Below are 15,628 nucleotides of genomic sequence, written 5' to 3' on the forward strand. Positions count from 1 at the left end.
GTTCTCATGCATCAGGGACGCCATTTTCTACAGATTCCAGGGCCGAGCCCGGTCCCGAATCGCGTTCTCCGCGCGATGGACATGCCGGTTATCGACCACCGCAGCGCGGAGTTCGGTGAACTCGGCCGCGCCGTGCTCGAGGGCAGCCAGAAGATCTTCCAGACCGCAGGGCCGGTGGTGATCTTCCCGTCGTCGGGGACCGGCGCCTGGGAAGCGGCGATCGTCAACACGCTGTCGCCGGGCGACAAGGTCCTGATGGTCGAGACCGGTCACTTCGCCACCCTGTGGCGCCAGATGGCCGGCCGCTTCGGCATCGAGGTCGATTTCGTCCCCGGCGACTGGCGGCGCGGCGCCGATCCGGCCGTGATCGAGGCGAAGCTTGCGGACGACACTGCGCACGCCATCAAGGCGGTGATGGTCGTGCACAACGAGACCTCCACCGGCACGACAAGCCGCATCGCGGACATCCGCGCCGCCATCGACCGCACCGGCCATCCGGCGCTGCTGATGGTCGACACCATCTCCTCGCTGGGCTCGGTCGATTACAGACACGACGAGTGGAAGGTCGATGTCAGCGTCAGCTGCTCGCAGAAGGGTTTTATGCTGCCGCCTGGTCTCGGCTTCAACGCAATCTCGGACAAGGCGCGCGCTGCGTCCCGGACCAACCGGATGCCGCGCTCCTATTTCGATTGGGAGGAGATGCTGAAGCCAAACGCGAAGGGCTTCTTCCCGTATACCCCGGCGACGAACCTGCTCTATGGGCTGCGCGAGGCGATTGCGATGCTGCTTGAAGAGGGCCTCGACAATGTGTTCGCTCGCCATCGGCGGCTGGCCGCCGCCACGCGTGCCGCGGTCAATCAGTGGGGGCTCGAGGTGCTGTGCCAGGAGCCGTCGGAGTTCTCGTCGGTGCTGACCGCGGTGTTGATGCCGCCCGGCCACGATGCCGATCAGTTCCGCAAGGTGGTGCTCGACAATTTCAACATGTCGCTCGGGTCCGGCCTGTCGAAGGTCGCGGGCAAGGTGTTCCGTATCGGTCACCTCGGCGAATGCAACGAACTGACGCTACTCGGCGCACTCACCGGCGTGGAGATGGGGCTGTCGGTTGCCGGTGTCCCGCATCGCTCCGGCGGCGTCGAGACCGCGCGGAGGGGAGGATATGAAGTTTCGATTCAAGGCCACGCATGTCGTGCTGGCCATGCTCTGCGTGATGTATTTCATCACCTATGTCGATCGGGTGAACATCGGCACCGCGGCCGGCGAGATCCAGAAGGAGCTCGGCCTGTCCAACACCGAGCTCGGGCTGGTGTTCTCGGCCTTCGCCTATCCGTACCTGTTGTTCCAGGTGATCGGCGGCTGGGTCGGCGATCATTTCGGTCCGCGCAAGACCTTGTTCTGGTGCGGCATGATCTGGGCCGCGGCCACCATCATGACCGGCTTCGTCGGCAGCCTCTTCGCGCTGTTCATCGCGCGTTTTGCGCTGGGGTTCGGCGAAGGCGCGACCTTTCCGACCGCAACGCGCGCCATGCAGTACTGGACGCCGGCGAACCGGCGAGGCTTCGCGCAGGGGCTAACGCATTCGTTCGCGCGGCTCGGTAACGCGATAACCCCACCAGCGGTCGCGCTGCTGATCCTCTGGCTGAGCTGGCGCGGCGCTTTCGTCGTGCTCGGCATCGTCAGCCTGCTGTGGGGCATCGTCTGGGTCTGGTACTTCCGCAACGAGCCGAAGGACCATCGCTCGATCACCGCAGCCGAGTTCGCGACGCTACCGGCGCGCCCGCAGGGCGAGCGGCCGAAGGTACCGTGGGGGCCGCTGCTGCAGCGCATGTGGCCGGTGACGTTGACCTATTTCTGCTACGGCTGGAGCCTGTGGCTCTATCTCAACTGGCTGCCGCTGTTCTTCAAGAACAACTACAGCCTCGATCTCAAGAACTCGGCGCTGTTCGCATCGGGCGTCTTCCTTGCCGGCGTTGTCGGCGACAGCATCGGCGGCGTCATCTCCGATCGCATCCTGGAACGATCAGGCAATGTCCGTCTGGCGCGGCTCAGCGTGACGATCGTGGGATTCGCCGGCGCGTTCCTCTCGCTGATGCCGATCCTGTTCGTCCACGACATCACCGTGGTCGCGCTGTGCCTGTCGGCCGGCTTCTTCTGTGCGGAGTTGGTGATCGGCCCGATGTGGTCGATCCCGATGGACATCGCGGCGAAGCATTCCGGCACCGCCGCGGGGATCATGAATACCGGCTCGGGCGCTCGCGGCCATCGTCTCGGCGCTGGTCGCCGGCTTCGTCATCGACGCCACCGGAAACTGGTATCTGCCATTCCTGATGTCGATGGGGCTGCTGCTGCTCGGCGGTTTCTCGGCATTTCTGATGCATCCCGAACGACCGTTCGAGGAGGCCGACCGACTGGTCTTACCGGGGAAGGCGGTCGCCGCCGAGTGAGGGTTTGAGGCCCGGCCGGAGCGCCGCCGGATATGCATGACGGACCCTCGCCGGGCGGAGGACAAACCCGGCGAATAGTGATATGCGAGCGGCTCACCAAGACCTAGGCAAGACCGGGAAGGACGCCATGACCGTGCACACTGGAAGGCATTTTCTGCAGATCCCGGGACCGACCAACGTGCCGGATCGGGTGCTGCGGGCGATGGACATGCCGACCATGGACCACCGCGGTGCCGAGTTTGCCGAGATCGGCTTTGCCGTGATTTCCGCGATGCAGCGGGTGTTCCGCACCAAGCAGCCCGTGATCATCTATCCCTCGTCCGGGACCGGCGCCTGGGAAGCTGCGATCGTCAACACGCTGCAGCCGGGCGACAAGGTCCTGATGTGCGAGACCGGTCAATTCGCCGTGTTGTGGCGCGGCATTGCCGACAAGTTCAAGCTCGACGTCGATTTCATCCCGGGCGACTGGCGTCACGGCGCCGATCTCGAGCAGATCGAGGCCAGGCTCTCCGCCGACAAGGCGCACAAGATCAAGGCGGTCTGCATGGTCCATAACGAGACCTCGACCGCCTGCGTCACCTATCCGCGCGACGTGCGCAAGATCATGGACGCCGTCAAGCATCCGGCGCTGTTGATGGTCGACACCATCTCCGGCCTCGGCTCGCTCGAATATGAGCACGACGCCTGGGGCATCGACGTCTCCATCGCAGGTTCTCAGAAGGGCCTGATGCTGCCGCCGGGACTCGGCTTCAATGCCGTGTCGGAAAAGGCGCTGGCGGTGGCCAAGGCCAATCCGGGGATGCGCTCCTATTGGGATTGGCAAGAGGTCATCAACATCAACAAGGCCGGCACCTGGCCCTATACGCCCGCGACCAATTTGCTGTTCGGTCTGCGCGAGGCGGTGAAGATGCTCGAGGAAGAGGGGCTCGAGAACGTCTTCGCCCGCCACAAGCGCCATAGCGAAGCGACCCGCGCCGCCATCAAGGTCTGGGGCCTCGAGACGCAGTGCCAGGAGCAGGGCGCGCATTCGCCGGCGCTGACTGCGGTCCGCGTGCCTGACGGCCATGACGCCGACCATTTCCGCAAGGTCGTGCTGGACAATTTCGACATGTCGCTCGGCACCGGCCTGAACAAGGTGAAGGGCAAGGTGTTCCGCATCGGCCATATCGGCCACTTCAACGACCTGATGCTGATGGGCACGCTGTCGGGCGTCGAGATGGGTCTCGATCTCGCCAAGGTGCCGCATCGCGGCGGCGGTGTGCTGGCGGCGATGGACGTTCTGAAGGGACGCAACGCCGCGCCGACCTCGAAGGCCGTTGCCTGAAATTGAACTGCAACAACAGAAAGAGCGAGACATGAACGCGCCCGCCACTCCGTCTGAAGACCTGATCTACTCCGTCGAGGACGGGATCGCGCGGATCACGTTCAATCGGCCGCAGGCCCGTAACGCGCTGACCTTTGCGATGTACGAGCAGATGGCGGCGATCTGCGAGAGCATCAACCAGGATCATTCGATCAAGGCGCTGATCATGACCGGCGCCGGCGACAAGGCGTTCGCCTCCGGTACCGACATCTCGCAGTTCCGGGCGTTCAAGACCGCCCAGGACGCGCTGGATTACGAGGCGCGGATCGACCGCGTGCTGGGGACGCTTGAGCAGTGCCGCGTGCCTGTGATCGCCGCGATCGCCGGTGCGTGCACCGGCGGCGGCGCCGGCATTGCCGCGTGCTGCGACATCCGCATCGGTACTGAGGCGACGCGGATCGGCTTCCCGATCGCGCGGACGCTCGGCAACTGCCTCTCAATGTCCAACATCTCGCGGCTGGTCTCGCTGATCGGTCCGGCGCGGACCAAGGACCTGATCTTCAAGGCGCGTCTCGTCGAGGCACCGGAAGCCCTGGCGCTTGGCCTGCTGAATGAGGTCGTGCCCGATGTCGAGACGCTGCAGCGCCGCGCCAGTGAGACCGCCAAGCTCGTCGCCGGCCACGCGCCGATCACGCTCGAAGTCACAAAGGAGGCGGTGCGTCGCATCCGCCGCACGCTGTCGCGTGAGGAAGGCGAAGACCTGATCCTGCGCGCCTATATGAGCAAGGATTTCCGCGAAGGCATGGACGCCTTCCTCAACAAGCGCGCGCCCAACTTCAAGGGCAAGTAGCGGCTGCGAGATTCGGTTGGCCCTGGGCGCGCGCTGGAATGGCGCGCGCGGATTAAGGGGCGCCGTTCGGCACTGATTTGTCCGATGTCGCAAGTCCGCTCGTGCAGAACGTTTCTGCTATTCAGAAATAAAAACCGATCCGATATTCCCTCCGTCTCACCCGATGGAGTGGCGTTTGCGATGGTCACGAGTTTGGGGCGAGATGCGATGCACGCGGATTGCGCAACTGAGGCTGCGCCCCTGCCGAAATAGCATCAGATCGGTCAACCGCGACCCCGCACGTCGCAAGACGATACGGACCGCGGTGAACTCGCCCAGGCCACGCGCGATCAGACGATATGAAAATCATTCAGATCCGCCTGCGATTGTGCGGTTGTGACGTGCTGGAGGGCGATTGTGTCGTGCGCGGCGCTGGCGATGAAGGCGTTCCCAGACGCGTCGTCATGGGTTGCAGCAGGGACAGTGGCGACGTCCGCCGATACAGTCTTGCTGTAATGCAGCGTGTCGGTCGCTGGTGCGGAATTGCTGGGGGTGACCTGACCGAGATCCGGCGCGAACACGAAGGAGCCGTGGGCCGTCGGATTGGAAGCCTGGTTTCCGGTTTGGCTTGAGGATGTCGCGGCGGCAATCAGCGTTCCATCATTGCCATCGTCTGCGAAATGAAAACCGTCCTGCGCATCCTGACCAAGCAAGTGATTCGCTGCCGTGGTCGTATGGTCGCTCGAGAACAGCGTTCCGGACGACGATACAAAGTTGGAATGGCGAGAGTTGAGGTCAAGGCCATGCAGGTCGGTTTGATCCGAGCCTCGATCTCCGTTGCCCGTGAAGCCGATTATCTGCGCCCTCAAGCTTGTGAGCTGTTCCACGGTCAGCGTTGTGGCATCGAGGGTCGATTGGGACAACGAAGCAACAGCCGGTGATGTAGTCAAAGGGTGCGTTGCGGATGGAATGCCGATCACACCGTCACCGTTCAGATCCTGATGGAAGCTGGGCTCCAGCGATTCCAGAGCGATGCTGTTTCCCGACACAACGCCGACGGCATCGGATACGTAATTGCCGTTGTTGTCGGTATTCCATACAGAGTATTGGTCGGTGCCGGGAACCTTCCAGGCAACCTCGTATCCGCTAGCGGTGATCTGTGCACCGATTGGCGCAAAGCCGCCAAACTCACCCTCGTAGACCGCAGCACCGCCATATTTGAGCTCCGGTCCAGGGCCGCCGCCGACCGGCTCGAGAAAATAATTGGCTCCGATTTGCGCTAGGCTGGTCGAGCCAAACGCCGAGATCACAATGGGCGTGTTGGACGTCAGATGGAAGCCGAGCGCGTCCATCTGCTGCAGGTCGACAGTGGTGAGCTGCTGCAGTGTGCTGCTGGTGTAGTACTCGTTGAAGGGATCGTCGGGCCCCTGTACGCCACTGTTGAGGAAATCGCTGGTGTCGGAGTTTTGGCCATAGTCCGCGAGTTTTGTGGTGCCGCCGTCCAGTGAAAAATAGGCTGCTGGCGCAGGAATGTTGTTGGAGAAGAGCAGCGTGCCAGAGCTCGTGAAGCGGTAGAAGTCGAAGATATCTGGCTGTGGCCCGTAAGGCACGCGGCCCATCGCGTGGGTAAGCTCATGCAGGGCGACACCGACCAGCAGGCTGCTATTGATGTCTGTGGCAAAGGTGAGGCTGCCGTCATCGGTCGTGGTGTCGTTGGCGCCGATCACTCCCCAAAGCTTGAGCTGGGCGTTCCATACTGCGACAGAGGACTGACTCTGGATCGACGATCCGCCGGGTAAGCCGTTGAACGTCGAATCGCCCTGTGTGGCGTTGTTTACGAGGTCAGCTCTGACGTCGGAATAACTGAGCCACTGTCCATCGTCAGGGCCCGCCGCGGCGCCCCCGCCGGTGCCGCTGTAATCGACGTTGAAGTTGAGAGTTATTTTGTCGGAGATGGCCGCACTCAGAAGCGCGGCTGCCTGCTCGATGCCTGCCCGGAAGCTTGCAGGCGCCACCATCGCAGCGGCATCGAAAATGAGATTGATAGTGAGGCCGCCAGAGGTCTCCGCGACCACGGAACCTGCGCCGCCGACGCCGGAATTGCTTACCGCCGCCTGGGCTTCGGCGGATTCGGCAGGAAGGACCACGGGAATGGGCTGCGGCGCGCTCTGTGATAGAGCATTGTTCAAGGCGGATGTGTGTAGGCCTTGCGCGCCCGAACGGCCCAAAGGGAATTCGGTGCTGCTGTTCCAAGAACCGCCCGACGCGTCCCAAAGGTCCTGCGGTTTGTGCAAGGCAAGTCCCAATGTCATTGCTCTTCCGTCAGCGAGTTGGATCTCGAACTGTCCGCCGGTGCGCACTCTCGCCAATCCGAGGCTGCGTCGGACCGACTTGGCCGAATGTGCGGCTCGACATTAGCTGAGACTAGTGACGGCATTTTGATGAGAACCGTTTGATGGCGCTTCTCGGTGTTGCGCGGTTCCAACCAGCTTCACACTCTCGCCCTATTTTGAGAGCGCCGAATCCGGCGCGCCGCCGTTACCATGTCACGCTGCTGTCTCTTCACAGGACGCAGAAAGCGACCTGATTAGGTCGGATTGGCCGGAAGTTGCAATTTCTCAAAGGACTCGCCGGGTGACGCAATGGGCGGGGGGGGGCGTGCGGCTTTGGCACCCTGACCGGCGCGGCGCGATCGACGCCTGCCGGGCAATGTGCTCCAAGACGCATCACGGCGTGCGCTTGCTGTTAGTCGTGACGAAGTCGGCAATCCTGTCGACGGCCTCCGTTTCGATGCCGTAGTAGCCGTGTGCCGCATAGGCCTCGCACGGGACGGATTTCGGTGGATCGCCACCGTTGAGCAGAGCGATTTCAACTTTAGCGGCGTGCGTCAGGCGCCTTGCGAGCGCCTCCGCGTCGACGGCTGGGGTAAGCTCGCAGGCATCCTCGCTATGCGACACAATGAGCGTGGGCATCGTGATCTCGGACAGCGCCATGCTGATCACGCCGCTTGGGAAATCCCTGGCAATTTCCGGGAAAACCGTTGCGAAAGTCGAGCGTGGCGCAATGCGCGTCACAGTGGACGTCAGCACCAAGCCATCGATCGAGCCACTCGCAATGCCGTCGCGGCTGGCGCCGATGGCTGCGCGAGCCGCCGACCAAGTGCCTGCGCTGGTGCCGACCAGCCACACGGGGACATCGGCCTGCCTTTTCAGGTAATGGGCAACTGCACCTATGTCGATCGCATGGTCGTTGCTGACTCGGAAAGACGGGCTCATCCCCTTCGGCTGATCGGACGGGACATCGATAGCCGCTACCATGAAGCCATGCCCTGCGAATTTTTCGCGGCTGCGCACAAGGAAATTCCCGGATACGAAATCGTTGGCTCCCACCGGCGGAGGCGGCACTCGATTTAACTTGAGAACACCGTTACCGCCGGCAAGCAGGATAACAGATGCGATTGCGTGGTCGGGTTTGATCAGAATGAAGGGTTGCTGGACGCCGCGCGGAGTCGGGATCGATACGATCGAGGTGCTTTCCCCGGAGGCCGCGTTCCAGTTCGCGAGCGACAGTGTTCCGAGCAGGACAATCAAACGAAGCACGCAATTCACGTTGCGCTCCAGCGATCCTTCGCCCTTCTGATCGAGCGACGTCTGAGAGATCGATGGAGCGTAACAAAAATATCCGCTCCGGATCAAAGGTGGATGGTCCGAGCTGGGTTCAACGTGACTAGGCTAGTCCGAATGCGCCCGAGACTATTCCGCTGTCATGGCAGCGATCGGCTGTTCTGCAGGCTCGACCTCGGCGGTTCCGGCGCTGTGACGGCACGCGCTCGGCCTGGCCGGGGTGTCATTCGAAGTTGTGCGTTGTCGTTTCGTTCGTGCGCACTACAACCGCAATCACTTTTTTAAACTGAATTTGCCCGACGGTGCAGGACCCCGTGAAACGAAGCAATCCTTCGGTCCGCACCTGGGACACGATGGACTACGCAACTCGCAGGACGTGAAGCGAGCACGGACGGGCAATGGTATCTGCTACGCGGGGCTCGCGGCTCGTAGCGATGCACCAGCCTCATTCCAAAGTCATAGATCGTGCGGCAGTTCGCGGCTTGAACTCACCGGCATTCTCGGCACAATGACAGCGGATCTCAGGTTACAAGTTTTCATCAAGCCAAACAAATAGATAGGGAAGAAACACGTGGGACAGTTTGCGAAAATCACGGCTGCCATCGCCGCCATTCTGTTCAGCACACCGGCCTTCGCCTGGGAGCCGACCAAGCCCGTCGAGATCGTGGTTGCGGCCGGTGCGGGTGGGGCGTCCGACCAGATGGCGCGCATGATGCAGGCGGCGATCCAGAAGAACAATCTGATGAAGCAGCCGATGGTGGTCTCGCTGAAGGGCGGCGCGTCGGGTGCCGAAGCGCTGATGTACATGAAGTCCAGCCAGGGCGACCCGAATAAGGTGCTGATCGCCTATTCGCTGATCTACATGTTGCCCCTATCGGCCAAGATTCCCTTCAACTGGCGTGATCTCACCCCGGTATCGGTGATTGCGCTCGACCAGTTCGTGTTGTGGGACAATGCGTCCGGTCCCAAGACCGTCAAAGACTTCATCGCTGCTGCGAAGGCGGCGAGCGCGCCGTTCAAGATGGGCGGCACCGGTTCCAAGCGCGAAGACAACGTGCTGACCGTCTTCATGGAGCAGAAGACCGGCGCAAAGTTCTCCTACCTGCCGTACAAGTCCGGCGGTGAGGCCGCAACTCAACTGGTCGGTGGGCACATTGAGTCCAATGTCAACAATCCGTCCGAGAACCTCGAGGTCTGGCGGGCCGGGCAGGTGCGTGCGCTCTGTGTGTTCGACAAGGAACGCATCTCCTACAAGACCAAGGTCACTGACACGCAGTCCTGGAACGATATCCCGACCTGCAAGGAGGAAGGGCTCGACGTGCAATATCTGATGCTGCGCGCGATGTTCTTACCCGGCAAGGTCACGCATGAGGAGCAGGCGTTTTATGTCGACCTATTTCAGAAGGTGACGCAGACGCCCGAATACAAGGACTACATGGAAAGGCAGGCGTTGAAGCCGATCTTCCTCACCGGCAAGGACATGATCCAATTCCTCGAGGATGACGACAAGCAGAACGCTACACTGATGAACGAGGCGGGGTTCGTCGCAAAATAGCGAGCTGCGGTGCAGTACCTCGTCCTTCCGGGTCACGCTTCGCGTGCCCCGGAATGACCGCGCCATCGCTTCAACTTCCGTACGAAATTGACTTGCAAGGATCGGACGCGCGGTGATTACTGCGCCGCAGTCAGGTCGAACGTCCGGCGTGCCCTCGGGTCTGGGTCAAACCTCCGTCGCCGTTGCAGGACCGTGAGGAGCGATCATGAGTAAAGCCGTTCTCGGGATCATCGGCGGATCCGGCATCTACGACCTGCCTGGCCTGGAAAACGTCCGTGAGGAGGCAATTGAGAGCCCGTGGGGAGAGCCCTCGGCGACGCTACGACGCGGCGAGATGGCGGGACTACCGATCGTGTTCCTGCCGCGGCACGGACCGGGCCATGTGCTGTCGCCCTCCGATATCAACTACCGCGCCAATATCGACGTCCTGAAGCGGGCAGGCGTCACTGATCTGGTCGCGTTGTCCGCATGCGGATCGTTCAAGGAAGATCTGCCGCCCGGCACCTTCGTTCTGGTCGATCAATTTGTCGACCGCACGTACAAGCGCGAGAGCTCGTTCTTCGGCAAGGGCTGCGTCGCACATGTGTCGATGGCACACCCGGTCTCGCCGCTTCTCGCGGCGCATCTTGCGGGCGCAGCCGAAGCCGAGGGCATCGCGTTTGCGCGCGGCGGTACCTATCTTTGCATGGAGGGGCCGCAGTTTTCTTCGCTCGCGGAAAGCCTGACCTACAAAGCGCAGGGCTATTCGGTGATCGGCATGACCAATATGCCGGAAGCCAAGCTCGCCCGCGAGGCCGAAATCTGCTACGCTAGCGTTGCGATGGTGACCGATTTTGATTGCTGGCATCCAGGCCATGATGCGGTGACGGTGCAGGATATCATCCGCGTGCTGAATTCGAACGCGGAGAAAGCCAAGGCGTTGGTCGCGCGTCTGGCGCGCGATTTCCCGAGGGAGCACGAGCCGTGTCCCATCGGCTCGGACCGCGCGCTGGACTCCGCGCTGATCACGGCGCCCGCAGCGCGCGATCCCGCGCTGCTCGCCAAGCTTGATGCCATTGCCGGACGGGTATTGCGGTCGTGAAGAAGTTCTTCAAGAAGCGCGCGACGCGAAGGGCGTAGGGCATGAAGGTGGACGGACAACATTTCCGCAGCATCTGGCTCGAGCCCGACGGCTGGTCGGTCGGCGCCATCGACCAGCGGCGGCTGCCGCATGAGTTCATCGTCGCTAGGATCACGACGGCGGTGGAGGCAGGCGAGGCGATCCGCTCGATGCTGGTCCGCGGCGCGCCGCTGATCGGCGCCACCGCGGCCTACGGCGTGGCGCTGGCGATGCGCGCCGATGCGTCGGATGCCGCGCTTGATCGTGTGGGCAAGATGCTGGCTGCGACCCGGCCGACCGCGATCAATCTGAAATGGGCGATCGACGAGATGCAGCGTGCGCTGGCGCCGCTGCCAGCCTCGGCACGCGCGGAGGCGGCCTATGCCCGCGCCCGGGCGATCGCCGACGAGGACGTCGCGATCAACCGCGATATCGGCCGCCATGGGCTTGGCTTGATCGAGGCGATTGCCGCGACCAAGAAGGCCGGGGAGCCGGTGAACGTTCTCACGCATTGCAATGCCGGCTGGCTTGCAACCGTGGATTGGGGGACGGCGACCTCGCCGATCTACCAGGCGCATGATCGCGGCGTTCCGGTGCATGTCTGGGTCGACGAGACGCGCCCGCGCAATCAGGGTGCCTCGCTTACCGCATGGGAACTCGGCCATCACGGCGTGCCCCACACCGTCATCCCTGACAATACCGGCGGTCATCTGATGCAGCGCCAGATGGTTGATCTCGCGATCGTCGGAACCGATCGCGTCGCCGCCAATGGCGATGTCTGCAACAAGATCGGGACTTATCTGAAAGCGCTCGCCGCGCACGACAATGGCGTCCCGTTCTTCGTTGCGCTGCCGTCGCCGACCATCGACTTTAGTATCGACGATGGTGTGAGGCAGATTCCGATCGAGCAGCGCGCCGCGAGGGAAGTCACGCACCTGACCGGACGTACGTCGGACGGACGGATCGAGACCGTGCGCGTGGTTCCGGAAGGTTCGCCGACGGCCAATTTCGGTTTCGACGTGACACCAGCGCGGCTGGTGACGGGGTTAATCACCGAGCGCGGCGTGCTCAAACCGGATCGTGCTGCACTTGCGAGCGCATTCCCCGAACGCTCCAGCAGTTAGCTGAAGGCTGCATTGACGGTGATTGAATCAGCACGCTATCCCAATCGTTGCCCTCGCAACCCAGACCGTCTCATCCATGTCCAATCCCGAACTTGATATCGTCGTCGACGATCCGACCGCGCCCGAGGCGGGCTCGCCCGCGGTCGTCGGCAGCGGTGCCGTTGACGTCATCATCTCGCTGCTGCTGCTCGCGCTTGCCGTGATACTCGGCTGGGACAATTGGCGCACCGGCGCGTCATGGGACTCGACCGGCCCGCAACCCGGCTATTTTCCATTCTATCTCTCGGTGATCCTCGGCGCCGCCAGCCTCTATGGCATCGGGGCCGCCTTGATCTCGCGCCGCGAGGCTGCCGAGACCTTCGTCACCCGCGCGCAGTTGCGCCGGGTGATGGCGGTGTTCGTGCCGACATTCCTGTTCTGCCTCGCCACGCAATATCTCGGGCTCTATGTCGCGAGCTTCCTCCTGATCGCGGGCTTCATGCGCCTGGTCGGCAAGATCGCGCTGTGGAAGTCGCTGCTCACCGCCTTCGTCTTCACCGCCGCGATGTTCGTGACCTTCGACATCGCATTCGACGTCATCATGCCGAAGGGGCCGCTCGAAGCGGCCTTCGGCTACTAGTGCATGATCCGGAAAAGTATGAAGCGGTTTTCCGAAAGATCATGCTCAAACAAACAAGGAGCTAATGCGCGATGACGGTTCAACCCAATCTCATCGCGCTTAGCTGATCGACAGGATCTCGAGACATGGAAGCTTTCGGTCTCCTGCTGCACGGTTTCGCCGTCCTGCTGACGTGGAAGACGCTACTCTTGATGATGGTCGGGTTGGTGCTCGGCATCTTCGTCGGCGTGCTGCCCGGGCTCGGCGGCCCCAACGGCGTTGCGATCCTGCTGCCGCTCACCTTCACGATGGACCCGACGTCGGCCATCGTGATGCTGTCCTGCATCTATTGGGGCGCGCTGTTCGGCGGCGCCATCACCTCGATCCTGTTCAACATCCCGGGCGAGGCCTGGTCGGTCGCGACCACGTTCGACGGCTATCCGATGGCGCAGCAGGGCAGGGCGGCGGAAGCGCTCACCGCGGCTTTCACCTCCTCCTTCATCGGATCGCTGGTCGCCGTGCTGCTGATCACTTTCCTGGCGCCGATGATCTCGTCGTTTGCGCTGAAGTTCGGCCCGCCGGAATTCTTCGCCGTCTATCTGCTGACGTTCTGCTCCTTCGTCGGGCTCGGCCGCGAGGCCAAGCACAAGACGGTCATCTCGATGTCGCTCGGGCTGCTGCTCGCCGGTGTCGGCATGGACACGGTGTCGGGGCAGTTGCGCATGACGTTCGGTTCCGCCGAACTGTTGCGCGGCATCAACTTCCTCGTCGCGGTCATCGGCCTGTTCGGCATCAGCGAGATCCTGCTCACGATGGAGGAGCGCCTGGCGCTTCGTGGGCATGCCGCCGGCATCAGCCTGCGCGTGGTGCTGTCGGTGTGGAAGGACCTGCCGAAATACTGGATGACGCTGCTACGCTCGTCCTTCATCGGCTGCTGGCTCGGCATCACGCCGGGTGGGGCGATCGCGGCCTCGTTCATGGGCTACAATCTCGCCAAGCGCTTCTCCAAGGACCCGGAGAGTTTCGGCAAGGGCCGCATCGAGGGCGTGTTCGCGCCGGAAACCGCGGCGCACGCATCGGGCACCTCGGCGTTGCTGCCGATGCTCGCGCTCGGCATTCCCGGCTCGGGCACCGCGGCGATCCTGCTCGGCGGCCTGATGGTGTGGGGCCTCAACCCCGGGCCGCTGCTGTTCGTCGAGCACAAGGATTTCGTCTGGGGCCTGATCGCGTCCATGTATCTCGGCAATGTCGTCGGCCTCGTGCTGGTGCTGACCACCGTGCCGATCTTCGCCTCGATCCTGCGGGTGCCGTTCGCGGCGGTGGCGCCGATGATCGTGGTGTCCTGCGCGATCGGCGCCTACGCGATCCAGAACGCGATGTTCGACATCTGGCTGATGCTGGGCTTCGGTGTCGTCGGCTATGTCTTCAAGAAGATCAGCATCCCGCTCGCGCCGTTCACGTTGGCGCTGGTGCTCGGCAATCGGGCCGAGGACGCGTTCCGCCTGTCGATGATCGGATCGGGCGGCGACATGACGGTGTTCTGGTCGAACGGTCTCGTCGGCACGATCACGACGCTGGCGATCGTGCTGCTGTTCTGGCCGCTGATCGACCGCGCCTTTGCCGGCCTCACGCGACTGGTGCGGCCGGCGAGAGCGTGAAGTTTCAGACCACCTTGCGCTGGCGGAGCTCGGTGATCTCGTCCTTGCCGAAGCCGAACTCGGCCAGCACTTCGTCGGTCTGTTCGCCGAATTCCGGCGGCCGCGCCGCCATCCGGCTCGGCGTCCGCGACAGCGTCACGGGCTGGCCGACCAGCTGAATGTGCCGGTTTTCGTCGTTCGGCACGTGCTGGGCGATGCCGAGATGCTTGACCTGGGCATCCTCGAACATCTGGTCGATCGAGTAGATCGGTCCGCACGGCACGCCGGCCTCGTTGAGTTCGCGAACCCAGGTCTCGGTCGACTTCTTCTCGGTCAGCGTGTTGATCCTGGCGTTCAGCGCATCGCGGTTCTTCGAGCGCGCGGGCGCGGTGGCGTAGTCCGGATCGGTGACCAGCTCGGGCGCGCCGATCGCCTGAGCGCAGCGCTCCCAGATCCGTCCTCCCGTGGTGGCGATGTTGATGTAGCCGTCGGAGGTCTTGAACACGCCGGTCGGGATCGAGGTCGGATGGTTGTTGCCGGCCTGCTTGGCCACCTCCTTCTCCATCAGCCAGCGCGCGGCCTGGAAGTCCAGCATGAAGATCTGGGCCTGCAGCAGCGAGGTCTGCACCCACTGGCCTTCGCCGGACACGTCACGCTCCAGCAGCGCGGTCAGGATGCCGATCGCGCAGAACAGCCCGCCGGTCAGATCTGCCACCGGGATGCCGACCCGCATCGGGCCGCCGCCGGGGGCGCCGGTCACCGACATCAGCCCGCCCATGCCCTGGGCGATCTGATCGAAACCCGGGCGCTTGTGATAGGGGCCGTCCTGGCCGAACCCGGAGATGCTGCCATAGACGATGCGCGGATTGATCTTCCGCATGCTCTCATAGTCGATGCCGAGCTTGAATTTGACGTCGGGGCGGAAGTTCTCGACGATGACGTCGGCCTGCTCGGCCAGCCGCTTGAACACCTCGAGGCCCTTCGGGTCCTTGAGATTGAGGGTCATGGCGCGCTTGTTGCGGTGCAGGTTCTGGAAGTCGGATCCGCCGCGTGGACCGCCCGGCTGCTCGCCGCCGCTGTCTTCCAGCAACGCATCGATCTTGATGACATTGGCGCCCCAGTCGGCGAGCTGTCGCACGCAGGTCGGCCCCGAACGGACGCGGGTCAGATCCAGCACGGTGAAACGGGACAGGGCTTGGGACGCTTGGGGAAAGGGCATTGAGAACACCTCTTGTTTGCCGGGCCGTTCCGGAATCTGGCCTGTCTGGCTTAGACAATTCGGCGAGCCTTTCCAACTGGTACCCCGATGGGACAAGGTCGGAAACAAATGCCCGTCGGAACAGCGGTTCCGCCCCGGAATACGGCTCGGTTCGGGTACGATATCCGCAAATCTACGGGCCAGTCGACCCCCGAGGCGTG

At 63.0% G+C, this 15,628-nt stretch carries 10 protein-coding genes and 2 pseudogenes; 9 read left to right on the forward strand and 3 right to left on the reverse strand.

Annotated elements, in window-relative coordinates; genetic code table 11:
- Positions 1–6: 6 nt before the first annotated feature.
- The 4 genes and pseudogenes from AS156_RS39450 to AS156_RS39465 form a co-directional block, all read left to right on the forward strand.
- Positions 7–1,143: pseudogene (locus tag AS156_RS39450) on the forward strand (pyridoxal-phosphate-dependent aminotransferase family protein); the annotation flags it as partial.
- Between the two features lie 13 nt (positions 1,144–1,156).
- Positions 1,157–2,441, forward strand: a pseudogene (locus tag AS156_RS39455) (MFS transporter).
- Between the two features lie 127 nt (positions 2,442–2,568).
- A complete protein-coding gene (locus AS156_RS39460) occupies positions 2,569–3,765 on the forward strand; it encodes a pyridoxal-phosphate-dependent aminotransferase family protein (protein WP_066516004.1) in 1,197 nt (398 codons plus the stop codon).
- A 31-nt stretch (positions 3,766–3,796) separates the two neighbouring features.
- Entirely contained in the window at positions 3,797–4,594 is a 798-nt protein-coding gene (locus AS156_RS39465) for an enoyl-CoA hydratase/isomerase family protein (RefSeq protein ID WP_066516005.1), read from the forward strand.
- A gap of 329 nt (positions 4,595–4,923) precedes the next feature.
- Here the strand turns inward: AS156_RS39465 and AS156_RS39470 are convergent, their stop codons facing one another.
- Together AS156_RS39470 and AS156_RS39475 are read right to left on the reverse strand one after the other, a co-directional pair.
- On the reverse strand, positions 4,924–6,885 hold the full coding sequence (locus tag AS156_RS39470; RefSeq protein ID WP_082747979.1) for an NF038122 family metalloprotease: 1,962 nt from the start codon (positions 6,883–6,885) through the stop codon (positions 4,924–4,926).
- A 414-nt stretch (positions 6,886–7,299) separates the two neighbouring features.
- Positions 7,300–8,181 (reverse strand): alpha/beta hydrolase, encoded by an 882-nt coding sequence (locus AS156_RS39475; RefSeq protein ID WP_066516097.1) that lies wholly within the window; start codon positions 8,179–8,181, stop codon positions 7,300–7,302.
- Between the two features lie 586 nt (positions 8,182–8,767).
- Here AS156_RS39475 and AS156_RS39480 point away from each other — a divergent pair.
- The 5 genes from AS156_RS39480 to AS156_RS39500 all read left to right on the forward strand — a co-directional run bounded on the left by AS156_RS39480 (position 8,768) and on the right by AS156_RS39500 (position 14,230).
- Positions 8,768–9,751 (forward strand): Bug family tripartite tricarboxylate transporter substrate binding protein, encoded by a 984-nt coding sequence (locus AS156_RS39480; protein ID WP_066516009.1) that lies wholly within the window; start codon positions 8,768–8,770, stop codon positions 9,749–9,751.
- Positions 9,752–9,956: 205 nt separating this feature from the next.
- A complete protein-coding gene (locus AS156_RS39485; RefSeq protein WP_066516010.1) occupies positions 9,957–10,832 on the forward strand; it encodes an S-methyl-5'-thioadenosine phosphorylase in 876 nt (291 codons plus the stop codon).
- A gap of 41 nt (positions 10,833–10,873) precedes the next feature.
- Positions 10,874–11,974: an S-methyl-5-thioribose-1-phosphate isomerase gene (gene mtnA, locus AS156_RS39490; protein WP_066516011.1), complete on the forward strand. Its 1,101-nt coding sequence runs from the start codon at positions 10,874–10,876 to the stop codon at positions 11,972–11,974.
- Between the two features lie 76 nt (positions 11,975–12,050).
- Positions 12,051–12,593, forward strand: a complete 543-nt coding sequence (locus AS156_RS39495; protein ID WP_066516014.1) for a tripartite tricarboxylate transporter TctB family protein — start codon at positions 12,051–12,053, stop codon at positions 12,591–12,593.
- 125 nt (positions 12,594–12,718) lie between these two features.
- Positions 12,719–14,230 (forward strand): tripartite tricarboxylate transporter permease, encoded by a 1,512-nt coding sequence (locus AS156_RS39500; protein WP_066516018.1) that lies wholly within the window; start codon positions 12,719–12,721, stop codon positions 14,228–14,230.
- A 4-nt stretch (positions 14,231–14,234) separates the two neighbouring features.
- On the opposite strand, the gene AS156_RS39505 is transcribed toward AS156_RS39500, so the two are convergent.
- Complete coding sequence (locus AS156_RS39505) at positions 14,235–15,428, reverse strand: CaiB/BaiF CoA transferase family protein (protein WP_066516023.1); 1,194 nt, start codon at positions 15,426–15,428, stop codon at positions 14,235–14,237.
- Positions 15,429–15,628 lie beyond the last annotated feature (200 nt).

Origin of the sequence: Bradyrhizobium macuxiense (assembly GCF_001542415.1) — a bacterium.
In the GTDB taxonomy this organism is placed as follows: Bacteria; Pseudomonadota; Alphaproteobacteria; order Rhizobiales; family Xanthobacteraceae; genus Bradyrhizobium; species Bradyrhizobium macuxiense.